Source organism: Streptomyces bathyalis (assembly GCF_015910445.1).
Lineage (GTDB): Bacteria > Actinomycetota > Actinomycetes > Streptomycetales > Streptomycetaceae > Streptomyces > Streptomyces bathyalis.
In genome coordinates this window covers 2,488,121-2,506,695 of record NZ_CP048882.1, presented here as the reverse complement: position 1 = coordinate 2,506,695, position 18,575 = coordinate 2,488,121, and the positions used below count along the sequence as shown (strand labels likewise).

The window sequence follows — 18,575 nt, the reverse complement described above, 5'->3', positions numbered from 1 at the left end:
CCGCCCGGCGCTACATTCCGGATGTGCGCCGTACCGCGGGCGACTGGATCGCCGACCTCAGCCTCTTCCTCTTCGCGGCCTGCTTCGCCGTTCTGAGCGCCGAGACGGTCCTGCTCGGCGAGCGCCTCTCGCCGGCGCTGCTCCTCGCGGACCAGACCGCCGGCGCCCTGGCGTGCGCGGCGCTCTTCCTCCGGCGCCGGTGGCCGGTCCAGCTCGCCGTCGTGCTGCTCGTGACCGGCATGTTCTCGCACTTCATCACCGGGCCGGCGATCGTCGCCGTCTTCACCGTCGCCGCCCGGCGGCCGCTCCGCACGACGGCGTGGACCGCGGCGCTGTGCTTCGTCCCCGTGCCGGCCTTCCTCGCCGGGGGACCCGATCTGGACGATCCGGCGACCGGCTCCGCGATCACCTACTTCGTGCTGATGGCCGGGACCGTCGGCTGGGGTCTGTTCGTACGGTCGCGGCGGCAGCTGGTGGAGTCGCTGCGCGAGCGGGCCGACCGCGCGCGTACGGAGGCGCGGCGCCAGGCGAGGGAAGACATCGCACGGGAGATGCACGACGTACTCGCGCACCGGCTGTCGCTGCTGAGCGTTCACGCGGGCGCTCTCGCCTTCAATCCGGGGGCGTCCGCGGAGGAGACCCGCCGGGCCGCCGGGGTGATCAGGGACACCGCCCACGAGGCGCTGGAGGACCTCCGGGAGATCATCGGTGTGCTGCGTGCCTCCACGGGGCAGGAGTCCCGTCCGCAGCCCGTGCTCACCGACCTGGTCCCGCTCGTGGAGGAGTCCCGCGAGGCGGGCATGCACGTGCGACTGGACATGGACGTCGCGGTGGAGGACGGCGGTCGCGGCGGCGGTGAGCGACGGGGCGGCGAGCGCGGAGGCGGTGAGCGACCGGACGGCGAGCGCGGCGACGGCGCCGCCGTCGCACCGGCCGCGGTGGGCCGCACGGCGTACCGCATCGTGCAGGAAGGGCTGACGAACGCCCGTAAGCACGCGCCGGGTTCACCGGTGACCGTGACGGTGACCGGCGGTCCGGGAGAGGGGCTGACCGTGCGGCTGCGCAACCCGGTCGAGGCCCAACCGGTCGAGGCCGAACCGGACGACGCCGAACGGGAGTTCGCTCACGGCGACGTGCGGCCCGCCCGGCCGGTGACGGACGTTCCCGGCGCGGGGCAGGGCCTCGTCGGCCTCGCGGAGCGGACACGGATCACGGGCGGGCAGCTCGAACACGCCCTGTCCGGCGGTGAGTTCGAGCTGCGGGCCTGGATACCGTGGGGCGCACGACGCGGCCCGCTGGAGGCCCTCATGCCGGCCCCCGGCTCCGAACCGACCTGATTCAGAGGCACTTGGTGAACGCCCCGGTGAACGCACCCTCCGCCATCCGCGTACTCGTCGTCGACGACGACCCGCTCGTACGGTCCGGGCTGCGGCTGATGTTCGGCGGCGCACCCGACATCGAGGTCGTCGCGGAGGCGGCCGACGGCAGCGAGGTGCAGCAACTGGTCGACGCCCACGCGCCGCACGTCGTGCTGATGGACATCCGCATGCCGGTGGTCGACGGGCTCGAGGCCACGGAGGCGCTGCGGCGGCGCGAAGACGCCCCGGAGGTCATCGCGTTGACGACCTTCAACACGGACGCACACGTACTGCGGGCCCTGCGCGCGGGTGCGGCGGGCTTCGTGCTGAAGGACACCGCGCCGGAGGAGATCGTCCAGGCGGTGCGGAGGGTGACGGCGGGGGAGCCCGTGCTCTCGCCGGAGGTGACACGTCAGCTCATCGCCCGGGTCTCGGGTGGCGCCACGGACCGGGACGCGCGGGCGATACGGGCACGCGAACAGCTGGCGGCGCTGGGCGAGCGGGAGCGCGAGGTCGCGGTCGCCGTCGGCCGGGGCAGGTCCAACGCCGAGATCGCGGGGGAGCTCTACATGAGCGTGCCCACGGTCAAGACGCACGTCTCCCGCATCCTGACCAAGCTGTCGCTGAACAACCGGGTGCAGATCGCACTCCTCGCGAACGACGCGAGCGGCGACCAGGGGGAGTGACTCGGCGGAGTGAAGCGGCCGCCCCCGCCCCGCGGTTGAAGGAGCGGGACGGACGGCCCGAACGCGCAGCCGGCGCCGCGGTCCGCATCTGCGGAGTACCCGCGGCGCCGGAACAGTTCACTGCACCGGTCCCCGAACTGCCCTCAGGAGACAGGCAGTTCGAACCAGACGACCTTGCCCGTCGACAGCCGGGTCGCGCCCCATCGCCGCGCGAGCCGGTTCACGAGATACAGGCCGCGGCCGCCCTCGTCCGTCGCCCGCGCCTGCCTGAGCCGCGGCAGCTGCGGCACGTCGTCGCCGACCTCGCAGCGGAGCGTGTCCGTGCGCAACAGCCGTAGCGTGATGGGGCGTTCGGCGTACCGCACGGCGTTGGTGACGACCTCGCTCACCAGCAGCTCGACCGCGTCGGACAGATCCTCCAGGCCCCAGCGCGCCAGTGCCCGCCGCGCCAGCCTGCGTGCCTGACCCGCCGTCTGCGCACGCGGGTCGAGGAACCAGTACGCGACATCGCTGGGCGCGATGCCGTCGAACCGGGCGGCGAGCAGGGCGATGTCGTCGTCCCGGTCGCCCGGGCCGAGGATGTCCAGCACCTCGTCGCACAGCGGCTCCAGCGGGGCCGAGGCGTCCGGACGCGTCAGCCGGGCCGTCGCCGTCAGCTTCTCCCGCAGGTGCTCGATGCCCGTCCACACGTCACGCTGGCGCGACTCGACCAGCCCGTCGGTGTAGAGCAGCAGCGTCGCGCCCGCAGGGGCGTCCAGCTCCACCGCCTCGAAGTCGACACCGCCCACGCCGATCGGGGCGCCCGCTGGTATACGCAGCACCTCCGCACGGCCGTCGCGGTGCAGGAGCACGGGTGGCGGATGACCCGCGTTGGCGATGATGATCCGGTGCGCGACGGGGTCGTAGACCGCGTACAGGCATGTGGCCATGCGGTCGCTGCCCAGGCGCTGGGCCTGCTCGTCGAGGTGGTGCAGCACCTCCTGCGGCGGCAGGTCGAGACCCGCGAGCGTCTGAGCGGTCGTACGGAGCTGACCCATGATCGCCGCGGACGTCATGGAGTGGCCCATCACGTCGCCGACGACGAGGGCGACCCTGCTGCCCGGCAGCGGGATCGCGTCGTACCAGTCGCCGCCGACGCGCGCCGTCTCGGCCGCCGGGAGATACCGGCTCGCGAGGTGGCACCCCGTCGGCTGCGGCAGCTCGTCGGGAAGCATCGTGCGCTGCAGCTCGTCGGCGATGTACGCCTCACGCCCGTAGAGCACCGCCTTGTCCACGCCCAGAGCGGTGTGCGTGGCGAGCTGCGCCGCGATCAGCAGATCGTCGGGCTCGAACGGGGCACGCTCCGGGCCGCGCATGAAGACGGCGGCACCGATGACTCTTCGCCGTCCTCGCAGGGGCGCGAGGATGGCGCGCTGGCCCGAGGGCACATCCGGCCCGGAGCCGAGCAGTTCGGGAAGCGCGTCGCGGGCGGCGGGCGCGTCCGCGAAGACGGGACGCACTCCCCGCAGCACCTCTGCCAGCGGACCGCCGGCGAGCACCTCGACGTATTCGGCCGCGCCCGCCGTCCCGTCCGCGACGGCGGAGGGCGAGGGTCCCACGGCGGTACCGGCACCGGTGGCGGCCTCGCCGTCCGGCTGGCTCCTGCCCTCGGCCGCCGACGCGGCGGCCACCATCGCGTGCGGATCGTCGGGGATGCGGTCGCTGCGCCGCAGCCGCAGCACCACCGGGCCCGTGGGGCGCTCGTCGCCGACGGGCAGCGGATCGCGAAGGTAGACGAGGATCGCGTCGGAGTACGCGGGCACGCTCGCCCGGCACAGCCCGAGCACGGTCTCGTCCAGGTCCATGCCGCGTGCGATGCGTCGGGTCGCGGCGCCGACGAAGCGCAGCCGGTCGCCTCCCCGGCGCTCCCGCTCGGCGGCGTCGCCGTTCCCCGCGGTCACGTCCTGGGCGGTGGTGTCGGAAGCAGCGGCCTTCGGGGCGGCCGGCGGTACTTCGGCGGCGGTCATGTCGCCGGTGGTCGGATGAGACACGGCACCGCTCTCCGCGGTAGGGGGCTGGGACGGGCCCCGGGAGGACCGCTTGGACGCGGATCCCGGCCCGCCGTTGGACGGTTCGGGGACGGCTCGGCTTGTGCCGCCCCTCCCGCCGGAGCCCCGTGAGGCTTCGGCGGTTTCCTGCTGTGACGTGTGCCCCGCGCCGGGCCTCGGACGCGAACCTGGGCGCACCTGCTCCACTTCCTCACCCCCGGAGCTTGCCCCAGGTGGCGCGCCGCCGCGAGAGCGATGTGACACACCTGACGGATCCGCCGTGCCGGCGGCGCCCGCGGATCCCTCACGCGGGTCGTGCCCACCGGCCCGGACCCCGGGCATACGGCTGGTCGCGATGCCCGCGCCACCGGCGCGGGCGGGTATCCCGGACGGCGCACCGGTGCCCGGGGTGGCCCCGGGCCGCATGTCAGGGGGCGCAGGCGAAGCCTCTCCCGTCGTGGGGGTTCCCACGGGCGGGAGCGGCGGCACTGCTGTGCCGGTCGCAGGCTCTTGGTGCTCCGTCACGCGTTCGGTTTCCATCCATCCGGGGCCGCGCGTCTCACGCGCGCAGCGCTCACTGCCTCCGCCCCCTACGGCCGCCGTCGGCACTGCAGGAAGATCTGGATCTCGGGCGGCACATCCGTGCTGGCCGGAGCGTAGGCATAGGCGTCCTCCCCGGCGATCTCGAAACCCGCCTCGCGCACGACCTGGCGCAATTCGTCCCGCAGATAGCCGGATACCCGGATCGTGTTGCCCAGGAACGGCAATGAGAAGTCATCGACATCCGCTTCCACCATCGACATGGCCATCGGTGCGCCTTCCCGCAGTTGCTGGTGCAGCATGCGCAGCGCGTAGGGAATTTCGGCCCGAGGCAGCATCAGGAGCGAGAAGAAAGCGGCGACACCGTCGAAGGGCCCGAGGTCGTCGTACCTCTCCACCTCGTAGATGTCCATGCGGCGGAAATCGCCGTCAGGCACGTTCCCCTGAGCGAGCTTCACCATGCCGGGGGAGAGGTCGATGCCCGTGACCTGGTGGCCGGCCTCGACGAGCTGGCGCGCGGTCGGAAGCCCGGTGCCGCAGCCCAGGTCCAGCACGCGGGAGCCGGCGGGCAGTTGCTCGGCGAGCCACGCTCCCGCTGCGATCTGCCCCTCCTTGTGAGGAAAGGCCTCGTCGTAGCGATCACCGATCGAGTCGAAAGCGGCGGCCTGCCCCAGCCGGTCCATCGTGTTCCAGTCGAAGTCCTTGTAGGCGCGCGCTTTCGACTTCGGGGGACGTCGTTCCCCCTCATCGTTCGGCCAGGGGGCATCCCCGTCGTTGTCGTCCGTGCTGCTCACGCTCGATCTCCTCTCAGGCCACGCGCCAAATCCCCGAGGGGGGAGGGGAGTTGCTGCAGCAGTGCGCCTACGGAGGTTGATCCTACGTTTGCAGTATGGGGGCGCAGCAAGGGGGAAAGGGAGGTCGAAGCGGGTGCGTGTCGCCCGATAGATCCGGCACATCCGTGCAAGTACGGAACAAGCCGTCCACTGCGGGGCCCGCCGGGGGCCTCTCGGGGTCCGATCGCCACCCGTGAGGGCCGGGGAGTCCGGCTGTCGGAACCACGAGGCGGGGTGTGCACCGGATTCCGGACGCCGCCCGTACGGGGACGGGGCCGGTTCACGGGTGCCGGTGCCCGTTCCGCCGGAGCCCCGGAGCGGTCGTGTCCGCCCCGGCTCCGACGGTCCCGGTGCCGTTCGTTCCGGTCCCGTTGACCCCGGTGCCGTTCGTCCCACCGTTCGTCCCGGTGCCGTTCGCTCCGGACCCGGCGGGTTCCGGCCCCGCCGGCGGTGGACGGCCGTCCCAGTCCCGCGGGAGCAGCGGCACCGGCCAGCGCGGGTCCGGACGCCAGTTCTCCCAGCCGTCGCTGAAGGGCGACGCCCACGACTCGATCTGCTCCACCACCGCGCTCCCGGCGGCACGTACCCGCTCGGCGAGGCCGTCGTCGACGAGGCCCGCGCGCCGGGCCGCCGCGAACTCGTCCTCATCCCGCCACTCCCAGCCGCGGTCGGGGTAGACGGCGATGTCCAGGAAGTGGTCCTCGGAGTCGATGCCGCCCGGCCAGCGGCGGTGGGGCTCCTCGAGGTTCACGTACCAGTTCTTGAACTGCCAGTCCCGCTCCCAGAACAGCCACACGGACCAGGGCTCGTCCGGACGGGCCAGCTTCAGCACCCCCGTACCGAACCAGCGCGAGAGCACCGTCCTGCGCGGCCTGGTGTAGCGGGTGTCCAGCGGCTCGTGGTGCACGGGAGTTCCGTCCGCCATCTCCGGCTTGACGCAGACGGTGCCCGGCGCCACCCACGCGGCGAGCAGATCGGGGGTGTCGCGGACGACGGTGACGGGACGGCAGATGTGCGGATGCCCGGTGCCGTTGGCGCGGTAGCGCCACAGGATGCGGGTGCCGGGCGCCCAGTACCCGTCGTCCTGCCGCTCGCGCTCGCGCTCGCCGTCACCGTCGGCGCCGGCGACTCCCGTCCCGTGCGCCGCCTGCGTGCCGGCCGTTCCCGCTCTTCCTGCCGCTCCGGGTGCTCCCGCCGTCTCCGCTGTCATGCGCAGATCCTAGGTTGGAGGGGCACCCGCCGCCGTGAGCCGAGGCCCGAATGCGCCACGGCCCTGCGGCCCGTCATACCGTGCATCCTGAGCACCCCTCAGGGACGGGTCATGCGGAGGACGTCGAGAGCCTCGTCCAGCTCTTCGAGGGTCAGATCGCCCCGCTCCACATGCCCCGCTTCCAGGACCGCCTGCCGGATGGTCTTGCGCTCCGCGAGCGCCTTCTTGGCCACAGCCGCGGCGTTCTCGTACCCGATGTGCCTGTTGAGCGGGGTGACCACGGACGGCGAGGACTCCGCGTACTCGCGTGCCCGCTCCACATCGGCCGTGATGCCGTCCACGGTGCGCTCGGCGAGGAGCCGGGAGACGTTGGAGAGCAGCCGCACCGACTCCAGCAGGTTCTTCGCCATCACCGGCAGCATGACGTTCAGCTCGAAGTTGCCGGACGCCCCGGCCGCCGCGATCGTCGCGTCGTTCCCCGTCACCTGCGCCGCGACCATGAGCACGGCCTCGGGGATCACCGGATTCACCTTTCCCGGCATGATCGAGGAGCCGGGCTGCAGGTCGGGGAGCGCGATCTCGGCGAGGCCGGTGCGGGGGCCGGAGGCCATCCAGCGCAGATCGTTGCAGATCTTGGTGAGGCTCACGCCGATCGTGCGCAGCTGCCCCGACGTCTCCACGAGCGCGTCCCTGGCGCCCTGTGCCTCGAAGTGGTCGCGGGCCTCGGTCACCGGCAATCCGCCGTCCGCGGCGATCCGTTCGACGACGGCGGCGGCGAAGCCGGGCGGGGTGTTGATGCCGGTGCCCACCGCCGTGCCGCCCAGGGGGAGTTCGGCGAGCCGCGGAAGGGAGGCGTGCAGCCGCTCGATGCCGTGGCGGATCTGGGCCGCGTAGCCGGCGAACTCCTGCCCCAGCGTGACGGGAGTCGCGTCCATCAGATGGGTGCGGCCCGACTTGACGACGGCCGCGAACTCCTCGGCCTTGCCCGTCAGCGACGCCTCCAGCACCTCCAGGGCGGGGATCAGGTCCCGCAGGACGGCGGCGGTGGCGGCGATGTGGATGGAGGACGGGAAGACGTCGTTCGAGGACTGGCTGGCGTTGACATGGTCGTTGGGGTGTACGGGCGCTCCGAGCCGTTCCGAGGCGAGCGTCGCCAGGACCTCGTTCATGTTCATGTTGGAGGAGGTGCCGGAGCCGGTCTGGAAGACGTCGACGGGGAACTCCTCGTCCCAGCGCCCGTCGATCACCTCTTCGGCCGCCGCACGCACCGCGTCCGCCAACTCGGGCTCCAGCACGCCGAGCTCGCCGTTGACCCGGGCGGCGGCCGCCTTGATGCGTGCGAGTGCCTCGATGTGGGCGCGCTCCAGACGCTGCCCGCTGATGGGGAAGTTCCACACCGCGCGCTGCGTCTGGGCCCGCCACTTGGCGTCCGCGGGCACCCGGACCTCGCCCATCGAGTCGCGCTCGGTCCGGTACTCCTGCCTGTCGCTCATTCGTGTGCACCTCCGTACGGCACAGCGTCCCCGCCGCGTGAGGACATTCCCGGCCCTGCCGGGTACCCAGCGACGCGGTGCACAGTTACGCGTTCCGACGGTGCGGCCCCGGGGCCTCCCGAGCGAGCTGCGGCCGGCGGCGCCGGACTTCGTCCGTCGAAGGGGCCGTACCCGTTACGAGCCCGCGCGCACCGGGATCGAGGTCACGAACGGCTGCGACGGGCCCGGGTCGGTGAAGAAGTCGTTGCCCTTGTCGTCCACGACGATGAACGCCGGGAAGTCCTCCACCTCGATGCGCCAGACCGCCTCCATGCCCAGCTCCTCGTACTCCAGGACCTCGACCTTCTTGATGCAGTCCTGAGCGAGCCGCGCGGCCGGGCCGCCGATGGAGCCCAGGTAGAAGCCGCCGTGCTCGGCGCACGCCGCCGTGACCTGCGGGCTGCGGTTGCCCTTGGCGAGCATGACCTTCGAGCCGCCCGCGGCCTGGAACTGCGCGACGTAGGCGTCCATGCGGCCCGCCGTCGTCGGCCCGAAGGAACCGGAGGGATAGCCCTCGGGGGTCTTGGCCGGGCCCGCGTAGTAGACGGGGTGGTCCTTGAGGTACTGCGGCATCTCCTCGCCCGCGTCGAGCCGTTCCTTGATCTTCGCGTGCGCGATGTCGCGGGCGACGACGAGCGTGCCGGTCAGCGACAGCCGCGTCTTGACGGGGTGCCGGGACAGCTCGGCGAGGATCTCGGGCATGGGGCGGCCGAGGTCGATCCGTACGGCGTCGTCATTCGCCGCGCCCGCACCCTCGGTCAGCTGCTCGTCCGTCGTCTCCGGGAGGAAGCGCGCCGGGTCGGTCTCGAGCTGCTCCAGGAATACGCCCTCGGCCGTGATCTTCGCCTTGGCCTGCCGGTCCGCGGAGCAGGAGACCGCGATGGCGACGGGGCAGGACGCACCGTGCCGGGGAAGCCGCACCACGCGGACGTCGTGGCAGAAGTACTTGCCGCCGAACTGCGCGCCGATGCCGATCTGCTGCGTCAGTTCGAAGACCTGCTGCTCCAGCTCCTTGTCGCGGAAGCCGTGCCCGGCGGCCGACCCCTCGGCGGGCAGCTCGTCCAGGTAGTGCGCGGAGGCGTACTTCGCGGTCTTCAGCGCGTACTCGGCGCTCGTGCCGCCCACGACGATCGCCAGGTGGTACGGCGGACAGGCCGCCGTGCCCAGCGAACGGATCTTCTCCTCCAGGAACTTCATCATGCTCGCCTCGTTGAGGACGGCCTTCGTCTCCTGGAAGAGGAAGGACTTGTTGGCGCTGCCGCCGCCCTTCGCCATGAAGAGGAACTTGTAGGCGTCGCCGTCCGTCGCGTACAGCTCGATCTGCGCGGGCAGGTTCGTGCCGGTGTTCTTCTCGTCCCACATGTTCAGCGGCGCCATCTGCGAGTAGCGCAGATTGAGCTTCGTGTAGGCGTCGTAGATGCCGCGCGAGAGGGCCTCCTCGTCGCCGCCGCCGGTCAGCACCTGCTGGCCGCGCTTGCCCATCACGATCGCCGTGCCGGTGTCCTGGCACATGGGCAGCACGCCCGCGGCGGCGATGTTCGCGTTCTTCAGCAGATCGAGTGCGACGAAGCGGTCGTTGGCGCTCGCCTCCGGGTCGTCCAGGATGCGGCGCAGCTGTGCGAGGTGCCCGGGTCGCAGGTAGTGCGAGATGTCGTGCATCGCCTCGGCGGCCAGCTTGCCGAGCGCTTCGGGCTCGACCTGCAGGAAAGTGCGCCCGTCGGCTTCGAAGGTCCGCACTCCCTCCGCGGTCACGAGGCGGTACGGAGTCGTGTCCTCGCCCAGCGGGAGCAGGTCGGTGTACGTGAAGTCCGGTCGGGACGGGCTGGCGGCCATCGTTGGGGTCTTCCTCTCGTACGGCGCGTACGGCTCTCGGCTGGGGCACCTCCCGGATCCCCGGCGGGAGCGCCGGGAGAGGACAGGAGGAGAGCGCGTCCATCAGCGTAGAGCGCCGGGACGCGGCCGTGCGGGTGAGGTCGGCCTCAGTGCTTCCGGGCGGTGGACGGAGTGCATTGATGTGTCCGCCGGTCTAGTCGCGATCTATCGCGTTTGGGTAGGCTGCTGATGTGACTGATTCTCCGCTTGAAAAGCACCGCCCGGAGACCAGGCCCGCGGTCAAGGACGCCGAGGCGGCCGGTGTTTCCGTGCGGGCCTCCGACGCCGACCGTGACCGCGTCGCCGACATCCTCCGCGAGGCGTTGGCGGAGGGCCGCCTCGACGCGGAGGAGCACTCGGAGCGCATCGACGCCGTCTACAGGGCCAAGACGCTCGGCGAACTCGAGCCCGTCGTACGGGATCTGCCCGCCGGCCGCTCCACGGAGCAGGCCGCACCCGCGTCCGCGGAGTACCGCGCGGAGGCGCCCGTGGGCGGGACCGGCGCCAAGGACAACCTGGTCGCCATCTTCAGCGGTTCCACCAGGAAGGGGCGGTTCCGGGTCCCCGCGAAGATCAACGCGTTCGCGTGCTTCGGCGGTATCGAGATCGATCTGACCGACGCCGTCTTCGAGCAGCAGCATCTGCAGATCAACGCGACGGCGATCTTCGGCGGGATCGAGATCCGCGTGCCGGAGAACGTCACGCTCCGGCAGAAGGGCGCCGGGATCTTCGGCGGCTTCGACATCCACACCGCCGAGTCCGGCGATCCGAACGCTCCGGTCGTGCTGGTGGAGGGGGCCGCGGTCTTCGGCGGCGTCGAGGCGAAGCCGAAGCGGGGGAAGCGGATCCGCGATCTCCGTGACCGGATGCGCAAGGAGCTCTGAGCACCCGCGCGGGTTACGGAGCCCTGGGGCGGGAAGGCGCCTCGGCGGAGACCCGTGGAGATCGGGCACAGAGAATGCGCCGCATTCCTACGGTATGCATACCGGTGCACACAGCGGGTAGAGCTCGGGCATCGTTTCACGTACGGCGGCAGCGCGAACTGCCGTGCGCAGCAAGTCGGGTGAAGGTGCCCCCCGTCGTCCCCTTCAGGAGTACACCGTGCTGCAACCGCCGCATCAGTCCCTTCAGGCAGCCGCCTCGGTTCCCGCGCAGCGACCGTCCGCGCGCGAGGACGAGGAGGGCCCCTGGCACTCGGAGGCGGTCTGCCGCCGGGACGAGGCGGGACTCTTCTTTGCTCCGTCGAAGGAGCCCACGGCGGCGAGGCTCTCGCGCGAGCAAGCCGCGAAGCGGGTCTGCGCCCGCTGCCCCGTGATGATCGAATGCCGTGAGCACGCCCTGGTCCTCCCCGAGCCGTACGGCGTGTGGGGAGGGCTGACCGCCGCCGAACGAAGGGTCGTTCTGGCCAGGCGCCGCAGGCGTGAGGCGGCGGCCGCGGCCGGCGAGGCAGGGCAGGTCTCCCGCATCGCCTGAGCGATGCCGAGGCCCGCGCCCGGTGAACCACCGCACCGGCCGCCTCGGCCCACTCGCACAGGTCCCATGTTCAGGACGTCCCGTGGCCGTGTCCGGTCCGGGGGCCGGAAGCGCGCCCCTTCCCAGTGGGGTCCCGTCCCCGAGGTCCGGCCACGCCACGGGACGCCCGGTTCACGCAGCGGAAACAGACTCCCGGCACAATCCCGCCGCATGAGGATCGAGCAGGTCGCCTGGGCGGACGAGGATGCCGTCGCCCTGCGCGCCAGGCAGCGGGTCGAGATCGCCGAGAGATACGGCACTCCGGACAGCGAGCCCGGTGTCGCTCCCTCCGAAGCGGACGTCGTGGTGTTCGTCGTGGCGTACGAGCACGGCGGAACCGCCGTGGGTTGCGGCGGGCTCCGCGACCTCGGAGACGGCGCCGGCGAGATCAAGCGGATGTATGTGACGCCGCCCTGGCGGGGATCGGAGTGCGCGTCGCGGCTCCTCGCGGAGCTGGAGGACATCGCCCGTGCGCGGGGCTGGAGCAGCCTCCGGCTGGAGACCGGGGACCGCCAGCCCGACGCCGTCCGCTTCTACACGCGCTCCGGATATGTGCGGATCCCCAACTTCGGCGCGTACGCCGGGGTCGCGGCCTCCCGCTGCTTCGAGCGGCAGCTCTGACGCCCCGGCCCGCGAGTGGTGACGGCCCCGCCCAGGGACTGTGACCCCGGGGCGGCGGGACCGGCCCCGGTGTTGCTAGCGCGCGCGGTCGAAGTCGACGGCGCTGTACGCCCGCAGCTTGGAGAGCTTGTGCGTCGAGTCGATCATCCGGATCGTGCCGGACTTCGAGCGCATCACCAGTGACTCCGTGAACGCACGCTCGCCCCTGTAGTGCACGCCCCGCAGCAGCTCGCCGTCGGTGATGCCGGTGGCGACGAAGAAGACGTTCTCCCCGCTGACGAGGTCCTCGGTGTGCAGTACGCGGCCGAGGTCGTGCCCCGCGTCGAGGGCGCGCTTCTTCTCCTCGTCATCCTTGGGCCACAGCATGCCCTGGATGGTTCCGCCCAGGCACTTGATCGCGCAGGCGGCGATGATGCCCTCCGGCGTGCCGCCGACGCCCAGCAGCAGGTCGACGCCGGTTCCCTCGCGCACAGCCATGATCGCGCCGGCGACGTCGCCGTCCGTGATGAACCTGATGCGGGCTCCCGCCTCCCGCAGTTCCTTGACCATGCCCTCGTGCCGGGGGCGGTCGAGGACGACCACCGTGACGTCGTCCGGGGTGCAGCCCTTCGCCTTGGCGACGCGGCGGACGTTGACGGCGGGAGGTGCCGTGATGTCCACGAACTCCGCCGCGTCCGGGCCGGTCACCAGCTTGTCCATGTAGAACACGGCGCTCGGGTCGAACATCGTGCCCCGTTCGGCCACCGCCAGTACCGACACCGCGTTGGACATGCCCTTGGCGGTGAGAGTGGTGCCGTCGACGGGGTCCACGGCGACGTCACATTCCGCGCCCGTGCCGTCACCGACCCGCTCCCCGTTGTAGAGCATCGGCGCCTCGTCCTTCTCGCCCTCGCCGATGACGACGACCCCGTTCATCGAGACCGTCGATACGAGGTGGCGCATCGCCTTCACGGCCGCCCCGTCCGCGCCGTTCTTGTCGCCGCGGCCCACCCAGCGGCCGGTGGCCATGGCACCGGCCTCGGTGACCCGTACGAGTTCGAGGGCCAGGTTGCGGTCCGGGGCCTCGGGGCTGACGTCGAGCGGGGAGGGGAGGTGCTGATGATCGGTCATCGGGGCACACCTTTCTGCTCGGCTGGGACGACTCGGCCGGGCTACTGAGGGTGCTTCGAGGGTACCCAGCATCCGTCAGAGTGAGCAGAGGGCCCCACGGATGAGCGGACGGTGCGGGGCGCCGCGTACCAGGTCGGGGACCCGCGGGCCGTGCTGTTTCCGGCATGGGCGACGATGGGGGGCGTGGCAGCACAAGCAGAGCAGCCGGAGCGGCGGCAGAGGAACCGGACGGTGCGGGGAATGGTGCCCTCACTGGGCGTGGTCCTGCTCGCGGCCTTCTTCATCTACCTCTTCGTCCCGCACGACGAGAGCCTGGACCCGGTCAAGCCCGTCGACTACAAGGTCGAGCTGGATTCCGCACGCCGGGCCGCTCCCTACCCCGTGCTGGCGCCCGAGGGGCTCCCGGAGAAGTGGCGCGCCACATCGGTGCGGTACGAGGCGGACGGCCCCGATGGCCGTGCCTGGCATCTGGGCTTCATGACGCCCGACACCCAGTACGCCGCTGTCGAGCAGAGCGACGAGAAGCGTCCGTCGAAGTACATAGAGGACGTCACGCACCGCGCGCGGAAGACGGCGAAGACGGTGCGGGTGCGCGGCGAGGAGTGGATCCGCTACGAGGGCGCGAAGTACGACGCGCTCGTGCGGGTGTCCGCGGACGGCGGCTCCAGCGGCTCCGGCGACGACTCCAAGCCGGGCAAGGGCGGAGGCGACGCCGAGGCCGGCGGTGAGAAGGCCGGCAAGGGCCGTCCGTACACCACCGTAGTCACCGGGACCGCCTCCTTCGCGCAGCTTCAGAAGATGGCAGCGGCGCTCAGCGCGGGCGAGGCCGGCGGCGCAGCCAAGGGCTGACAGCCCCCGCCGCGCCGCCCGCCGGGTGGTCGGACCGCCTCCGGCGTCCCGTTCCCCGCGGCGCCGGATCCGTCAGACCGTGGTGACGGCGTCGTCGTAGGGGAGACGCGGCAGGCGCGGCTTGTACGCCTCCTCGCCCGGCCGGCCGATGTTGATCACCAGCAGCGACTTCTGCTTGCCGTCACCGAAGAACTCCTTGTCGACGCCGTGCCGGTCGAAGCCGCTCATCGGGCCCGCGGCCAGCCCCGCGGCGCGCACGCCGAGGATGAAGTAGCCCGCCTGGAGCGTCGCGTTGAACGTTCCGGCGGCCTCGCGCTTGTCCGCCTCCGCGAAGAAGGTGTCCTTCAGCGTGGGGGCGTGCGGCAGGAGTTCGGGCAGCCGCTCGTGGAATTCGAGGTCGACGGAGAGCACGGCGGTGAGCGGAGCCGTTGACGTCTTGGGCCTGTTGCCCTCCGACATGTGCTTCACCAGGCGGCTGCGGGCTTCGGGGGAGCGGACCAGGGTGATCCGGAGCGGGCACTGGTTGAACGCCGTGGGTGCGTACTTCACCAGCTCGTAGACCGCTCGGATCTGCTCCTCGCTCACCGGCTCGTCGGAGAAGGTGTGCGCGGTGTGCGCATCGAGGAAGAGGAGATCCTGGGCGCTCGGCTCGAGGGCGAGAGTCATTTGGGGATGCCTTGCCTTTGCTTGCTGTTGTTCGAGGGGACTCGAAGGAATTCGAGAGGACGTCACAGCGAGGGCCCGCCATGGACGGACCTCCGCTTCCTTCACCGAACAATCAGGCGGCGCTCGATCTTCCGCCGCGCCGCCAACGGCTTCCCCGCCCTGCTCAGCGGCCGTCTCCGGCTACGTCCTCCTCCTCGTCGCCGTCCGCGTCGAGCGGGCCGTCCGCCCCGGCATCCGGATCCGCGTCCTCGCCCGCCTCGGCCTCCGCCTCGAGCACCGCGTCCAGACGGGCCCGGGCGCCCTCAAGCCATTCGCGGCAGATGCGGGCCAGCTCCTCGCCGCGCTCCCACAGCGCCAGCGACTCCTCAAGCGTCGCGCCGCCTGCTTCCAACTGCTGGACGACCCGCACCAGTTCGCCCCGGGCCTGCTCATAGCTGAGCGCGGAACGCACCTGCTCCTTGTCCGTCTCCACGCCCGATTCCGTCCCAGTGTCCGAGGTCATACGGCCAACCCTATGCGTCCGGTCCGACAGTGACGCCGAACTCACCTTCCGCGACCCGGGCCCGCAGTTTCTCCCCCTCCGAGGTCTGCCCGGGGGCCCTGACCACGCTGCCGTCCTCGCGTTGGAGCACCGCGTAGCCCCGCTGAAGCGTCGCCGCCGGGGAGAGCGCGACGACACGTGCGCGCGTGTGCGCGAGCTCGTCCTCCGCCCGCTCCAGGCGGTGCCCCAGCGTGCGCCTGGCGCGGGCCAGCATGAAGCCGACCTCCTCGGCGCGCTCGTCGACCATCGCGTACGGATCAGCCATCGCGGGGCGGCTCATGACGTCGGAGAGCCCCCTGCCCTCCCGGTCCAGGAAGGCGTTGATGACCCGGTACGCCCTGGCCCTCAACTCCCGTACGCGCTCGTGCTCCTCGCCCACATCGGGGACGACGTCCTTCGCCGCGTGCGTCGGGGTGCGGGAGCGCAGATCGGCGACGAGGTCGAGCAGCGGGGCGTCCGCCTCGTGCCCGATGGCCGAGACCACGGGCGTGGTGCATGCGGCGACCGTGCGCACCAGCTGCTCGTCGGAGAAGGGCAGCAGGTCCTCCATGCTGCCGCCGCCGCGGGTCACGATGATCACGTCGACGCCGGGGAGCGCGTCCAGTTCCCGCACGGCCTCGATCAGCTGCGGCACGGCCCGCACGCCCTGGACCGCGGTGTTGCGCACCTCGAAGCGGACGGCCGGCCACCGCTCCCGCGCCGTGTGCAGCACGTCCCGCTCGGCGTCGGAGGCCCGGCCGGTGACGAGGCCCACCCGCTGCGGCAGGAACGGCAACGCCTGTTTCCGCTCGGCCGCGAACAGCCCTTCTGCGGCCAGGGACTTCTTCAGCTGCTCCAGGCGTGCCAGCAGCTCGCCGATCCCCACCGGACGGATCTCGGAGGCCCTCAGCGACAGAGTGCCCGCCCGCCCGTACCAGACCGGCTTGGCATGGACGACGACCCTCGCGCCCTCGGAGACGACGTCCTTCACCCGGTCGAAGACATCGCGGAAACAGGTGACGCTGATGGAGACGTCACGCGAAGGGTCCCGCAGGGTGAGGAACGCCACGCCCGCGCCGGGCCTGGGCGAGAGCTGGATGATCTGCCCCTCGACCCACACCGCGCCGAGCCGGTCGATCCAGCCGCCGATGAGCCGGGAGATCTCACCGACCGGAACCGGCGCCTCGGGGGAGGTGATGAGAGCCATGGGAGGACCCTAACGGCCACCACCGACGCGGCCGCCCGGCCAGGAACGCCCGCCCCGCCACGCCCTTCACGCGGTGCCCGCCCGCAACGCCCTTACGATGGACGCATGTCTGCAACGCCCTCCCGGCCGTCCGCTGCCGACGCCTCCGAGACCTCCGACTCCGGATCCGGCGACCGCCGCCGCGTGCTGCTCGCCGCCCCCCGCGGCTACTGCGCCGGCGTGGACCGCGCGGTCATCGCGGTCGAGCAGGCCCTGGAGCAGTACGGCGCCCCCGTCTACGTACGTCACGAGATCGTGCACAACAAGTACGTGGTGAAAACGCTGGAGAAGAAGGGCGCGATCTTCGTCGAGGAGACCGCCGAGGTCCCCGAGGGCGAGATCGTCATCTTCTCCGCGCACGGCGTGGCCCCCGTGGTCCACGAGGAGGCCGAGCGCGGCAAGCTGGCGACGATCGACGCCACGTGCCCCCTCGTGACGAAGGTGCACAAGGAGGCCGTGCGCTACGCCAAGGAGGACTACGACATCCTCCTCATCGGGCACGAGGGCCACGAGGAGGTCATCGGCACGAGCGGCGAGGCACCCGACCACGTGACGCTGGTCGACGGACCGGAAGACGTGGAGAACGTCGAGGTGCGCGACCCGGAGAAGGTCGTGTGGCTCTCGCAGACCACGCTCTCCGTCGACGAGACGATGGAGACGGTCGACGCCCTCAAGGGCCGCTACCCGAACCTGCTCTCCCCGCCCAGCGACGACATCTGCTACGCGACGCAGAACCGCCAGACGGCCATCAAGCAGGTCGCGCAGGACTCCGACTTCGTCCTCGTCGTCGGCTCCAAGAACTCCTCCAACTCGGTGCGTCTGGTGGAGACCGCCATCGCGCACGGCGCGAAGGACGGCCGGCTGGTCGACGGTGCCGAGGAGATCGACGAGGCATGGCTGGAGGGCGTGACGACCATCGGCCTGTCCTCCGGAGCGTCCGTTCCGGACGTGCTGGTCGACGGCGTGCTGGAGTGGCTCGCGGAGCGCGGCTGGGAGGACGTGGAGATCGTCCAGCCGGTCGAGGAGCGCATGCAGTTCTCCCTGCCGAAGGAGCTGCGCCGCGATCTGCGTGCGGAGGCCGCCCGCAAGACGGGCTGACCCGGCCGGCCGCCTCGAGGGCGGGGCGGCGAGCCGGGGGCCGACCGCCGCCGTGCGGTGATCGTGCCGGGCCGCGTCAGAGGCCGCGGGCGTCCGCTGCGGCCTCGTCCTCGGCGTCCTCGGCCTCCATGAGGGCCCGTACGCGGGACTTCTGGACCATCAGCGCGATCTTCCGCATGGTGACGACGAGCACCGCGAGCAGCGTGCCCGAGTAGAGCCAGACCGCGTTGACGGCCAGCGCCGGGAAGAGGTTCGTCAGGCGCTCCGTGAGGGACTGGCTGCCCGTGCCGCCGCTGACGAAGAACAGGCCGGCGGTGAAGGCGAGCGGCACCGCCACGGGCGCGGTGATGAGGTCGGTGGGGCGTACCCATACCGCGCAGGTCAGGCTGACGACGAGGAAGGCGCCCCCGTACACGGTGGGGGAGCTGCCCAGCAGCCACCTGTCGGCAGCTCCGGCCAGCAGCATCAGCACGATGCCCAGGAGCCCGTCCCCGAGTGCGGTCAGGCGGGCGCGCGGCATCCAGGAGAACGCGTCGGTCAGCGGTGCGGGGATGAGCGGGAAGCGCAGCTGTGCCTGGTAGAGCGCGGCCGCCTCCTGGCGTACGGCGCCCGGACCTGTCCGCCTGCGCGGTTCACGGGCGGCGGCGTCCGGGACGGCTGCGGGCGCATGCGCGGGAGTGAGGGGCGGCGCGGACGAACCGGCAGCCTGCGCCGCGGCCGCCGCGGCGGCTCTCGGTTTCGCACCGCGTGGGCGGCGCTGCCTTTGCCCCTGATCCTTCGACTGCTCCTGTTCCTGACCCTGCTCCTGTTCCTGACCCCGCCCCGGCCCCTGACCGGGGTCTTTCCCACCCGTATGAGCGCTGTGCTGCTGTTCCACGGCTCCAACGTAGGCCGC

The 18,575-nt window shown here is 71.8% G+C and carries 16 protein-coding genes and 1 pseudogene; 7 read left to right on the top strand and 10 right to left on the bottom strand.

Annotated elements, in window-relative coordinates; genetic code table 11:
- Positions 1-23 precede the first annotated feature (23 nt).
- Together G4Z16_RS10680 and G4Z16_RS10675 are read left to right on the top strand one after the other, a co-directional pair.
- Positions 24-1,337 carry a sensor histidine kinase gene (locus G4Z16_RS10680; protein WP_246530785.1) on the top strand — a complete coding sequence of 438 codons (1,314 nt, stop codon included), beginning with the start codon at positions 24-26 and terminating at the stop codon, positions 1,335-1,337.
- A 26-nt stretch (positions 1,338-1,363) separates the two neighbouring features.
- Positions 1,364-2,044, top strand: a complete 681-nt coding sequence (locus G4Z16_RS10675; RefSeq protein ID WP_197350596.1) for a response regulator transcription factor — start codon at positions 1,364-1,366, stop codon at positions 2,042-2,044.
- A gap of 143 nt (positions 2,045-2,187) precedes the next feature.
- Here G4Z16_RS10675 and G4Z16_RS10670 read toward each other — a convergent pair whose 3' ends face one another.
- From G4Z16_RS10670 to G4Z16_RS10650, 5 genes and pseudogenes are all read right to left on the bottom strand, one after another.
- Positions 2,188-4,413: a SpoIIE family protein phosphatase gene (locus tag G4Z16_RS10670; protein WP_246531265.1), complete on the bottom strand. Its 2,226-nt coding sequence runs from the start codon at positions 4,411-4,413 to the stop codon at positions 2,188-2,190.
- A 248-nt stretch (positions 4,414-4,661) separates the two neighbouring features.
- The gene (locus G4Z16_RS10665; RefSeq protein ID WP_197354326.1) at positions 4,662-5,294 is read right to left on the bottom strand and encodes a class I SAM-dependent DNA methyltransferase; all 633 of its coding nucleotides are present in this window, start codon (positions 5,292-5,294) and stop codon (positions 4,662-4,664) included.
- 601 nt (positions 5,295-5,895) lie between these two features.
- Positions 5,896-6,654, bottom strand: a pseudogene (gene fomD / locus G4Z16_RS32440) (cytidylyl-2-hydroxypropylphosphonate hydrolase); the annotation flags it as partial.
- A 98-nt stretch (positions 6,655-6,752) separates the two neighbouring features.
- Positions 6,753-8,147, bottom strand: a complete 1,395-nt coding sequence (locus tag G4Z16_RS10655) for a class II fumarate hydratase (protein ID WP_197350593.1) — start codon at positions 8,145-8,147, stop codon at positions 6,753-6,755.
- A 174-nt stretch (positions 8,148-8,321) separates the two neighbouring features.
- A complete protein-coding gene (locus tag G4Z16_RS10650) occupies positions 8,322-10,019 on the bottom strand; it encodes a fumarate hydratase (protein ID WP_197350592.1) in 1,698 nt (565 codons plus the stop codon).
- Between the two features lie 230 nt (positions 10,020-10,249).
- On the opposite strand from G4Z16_RS10650, the gene G4Z16_RS10645 reads away from it, so the two are divergent.
- The 3 genes from G4Z16_RS10645 (at position 10,250) to G4Z16_RS10635 (ending at position 12,191) form a co-directional block, all read left to right on the top strand.
- Positions 10,250-10,942 carry a DUF1707 SHOCT-like domain-containing protein gene (locus G4Z16_RS10645; protein WP_197350591.1) on the top strand — a complete coding sequence of 231 codons (693 nt, stop codon included), beginning with the start codon at positions 10,250-10,252 and terminating at the stop codon, positions 10,940-10,942.
- 217 nt (positions 10,943-11,159) lie between these two features.
- Entirely contained in the window at positions 11,160-11,531 is a 372-nt protein-coding gene (locus tag G4Z16_RS10640; protein WP_028434086.1) for a WhiB family transcriptional regulator, read from the top strand.
- Between the two features lie 210 nt (positions 11,532-11,741).
- Entirely contained in the window at positions 11,742-12,191 is a 450-nt protein-coding gene (locus G4Z16_RS10635) for a GNAT family N-acetyltransferase (protein ID WP_197350590.1), read from the top strand.
- A gap of 75 nt (positions 12,192-12,266) precedes the next feature.
- Here G4Z16_RS10635 and glpX read toward each other — a convergent pair whose 3' ends face one another.
- A complete protein-coding gene (gene glpX, locus G4Z16_RS10630; RefSeq protein WP_197350589.1) occupies positions 12,267-13,301 on the bottom strand; it encodes a class II fructose-bisphosphatase in 1,035 nt (344 codons plus the stop codon).
- A gap of 174 nt (positions 13,302-13,475) precedes the next feature.
- Between glpX and G4Z16_RS10625 the strand changes: the two genes are divergently transcribed.
- Positions 13,476-14,150, top strand: a complete 675-nt coding sequence (locus G4Z16_RS10625; protein WP_197354324.1) for a DUF4245 domain-containing protein — start codon at positions 13,476-13,478, stop codon at positions 14,148-14,150.
- A gap of 72 nt (positions 14,151-14,222) precedes the next feature.
- Here the strand turns inward: G4Z16_RS10625 and G4Z16_RS10620 are convergent, their stop codons facing one another.
- From G4Z16_RS10620 to xseA, 3 genes are all read right to left on the bottom strand, one after another.
- A complete protein-coding gene (locus G4Z16_RS10620) occupies positions 14,223-14,816 on the bottom strand; it encodes a malonic semialdehyde reductase (protein ID WP_197350588.1) in 594 nt (197 codons plus the stop codon).
- 163 nt (positions 14,817-14,979) lie between these two features.
- Positions 14,980-15,318: an exodeoxyribonuclease VII small subunit gene (locus G4Z16_RS10615; protein ID WP_197350587.1), complete on the bottom strand. Its 339-nt coding sequence runs from the start codon at positions 15,316-15,318 to the stop codon at positions 14,980-14,982.
- A 10-nt stretch (positions 15,319-15,328) separates the two neighbouring features.
- Positions 15,329-16,543 carry an exodeoxyribonuclease VII large subunit gene (gene xseA, locus G4Z16_RS10610; protein WP_197350586.1) on the bottom strand — a complete coding sequence of 405 codons (1,215 nt, stop codon included), beginning with the start codon at positions 16,541-16,543 and terminating at the stop codon, positions 15,329-15,331.
- A gap of 105 nt (positions 16,544-16,648) precedes the next feature.
- On the opposite strand from xseA, the gene G4Z16_RS10605 reads away from it, so the two are divergent.
- A complete protein-coding gene (locus G4Z16_RS10605; protein WP_197350585.1) occupies positions 16,649-17,680 on the top strand; it encodes a 4-hydroxy-3-methylbut-2-enyl diphosphate reductase in 1,032 nt (343 codons plus the stop codon).
- 76 nt (positions 17,681-17,756) lie between these two features.
- Here G4Z16_RS10605 and G4Z16_RS10600 read toward each other — a convergent pair whose 3' ends face one another.
- Positions 17,757-18,557 (bottom strand): DUF6542 domain-containing protein, encoded by an 801-nt coding sequence (locus G4Z16_RS10600; RefSeq protein WP_197350584.1) that lies wholly within the window; start codon positions 18,555-18,557, stop codon positions 17,757-17,759.
- Between the last annotated feature and the right edge of the window lie 18 nt (positions 18,558-18,575).

Bases quoted from the DNA above. Each gene is read 5' to 3' on its own strand.
- G4Z16_RS10670 (WP_246531265.1), bottom strand. From the start codon at position 4,413: ATGCCCGGGGTCCGGGCCGGTGGGCACGACCCGCGTGAGGGATCCGCG.
- G4Z16_RS10650 (WP_197350592.1), bottom strand. From the start codon at position 10,019: ATGGCCGCCAGCCCGTCCCGACCGGACTTCACGTACACCGACCTGCTC.
- G4Z16_RS10615 (WP_197350587.1), bottom strand. From the start codon at position 15,318: ATGACCTCGGACACTGGGACGGAATCGGGCGTGGAGACGGACAAGGAG.
- xseA (WP_197350586.1), bottom strand. From the start codon at position 16,543: ATGGCTCTCATCACCTCCCCCGAGGCGCCGGTTCCGGTCGGTGAGATC.
- G4Z16_RS10605 (WP_197350585.1), top strand. From the start codon at position 16,649: ATGTCTGCAACGCCCTCCCGGCCGTCCGCTGCCGACGCCTCCGAGACC.
- G4Z16_RS10655 (WP_197350593.1), bottom strand. From the start codon at position 8,147: ATGAGCGACAGGCAGGAGTACCGGACCGAGCGCGACTCGATGGGCGAG.
- G4Z16_RS10625 (WP_197354324.1), top strand. From the start codon at position 13,476: ATGGGGGGCGTGGCAGCACAAGCAGAGCAGCCGGAGCGGCGGCAGAGG.
- G4Z16_RS10635 (WP_197350590.1), top strand. From the start codon at position 11,742: ATGAGGATCGAGCAGGTCGCCTGGGCGGACGAGGATGCCGTCGCCCTG.
- G4Z16_RS10620 (WP_197350588.1), bottom strand. From the start codon at position 14,816: ATGACTCTCGCCCTCGAGCCGAGCGCCCAGGATCTCCTCTTCCTCGAT.
- glpX (WP_197350589.1), bottom strand. From the start codon at position 13,301: ATGACCGATCATCAGCACCTCCCCTCCCCGCTCGACGTCAGCCCCGAG.
- G4Z16_RS10665 (WP_197354326.1), bottom strand. From the start codon at position 5,294: ATGGACCGGCTGGGGCAGGCCGCCGCTTTCGACTCGATCGGTGATCGC.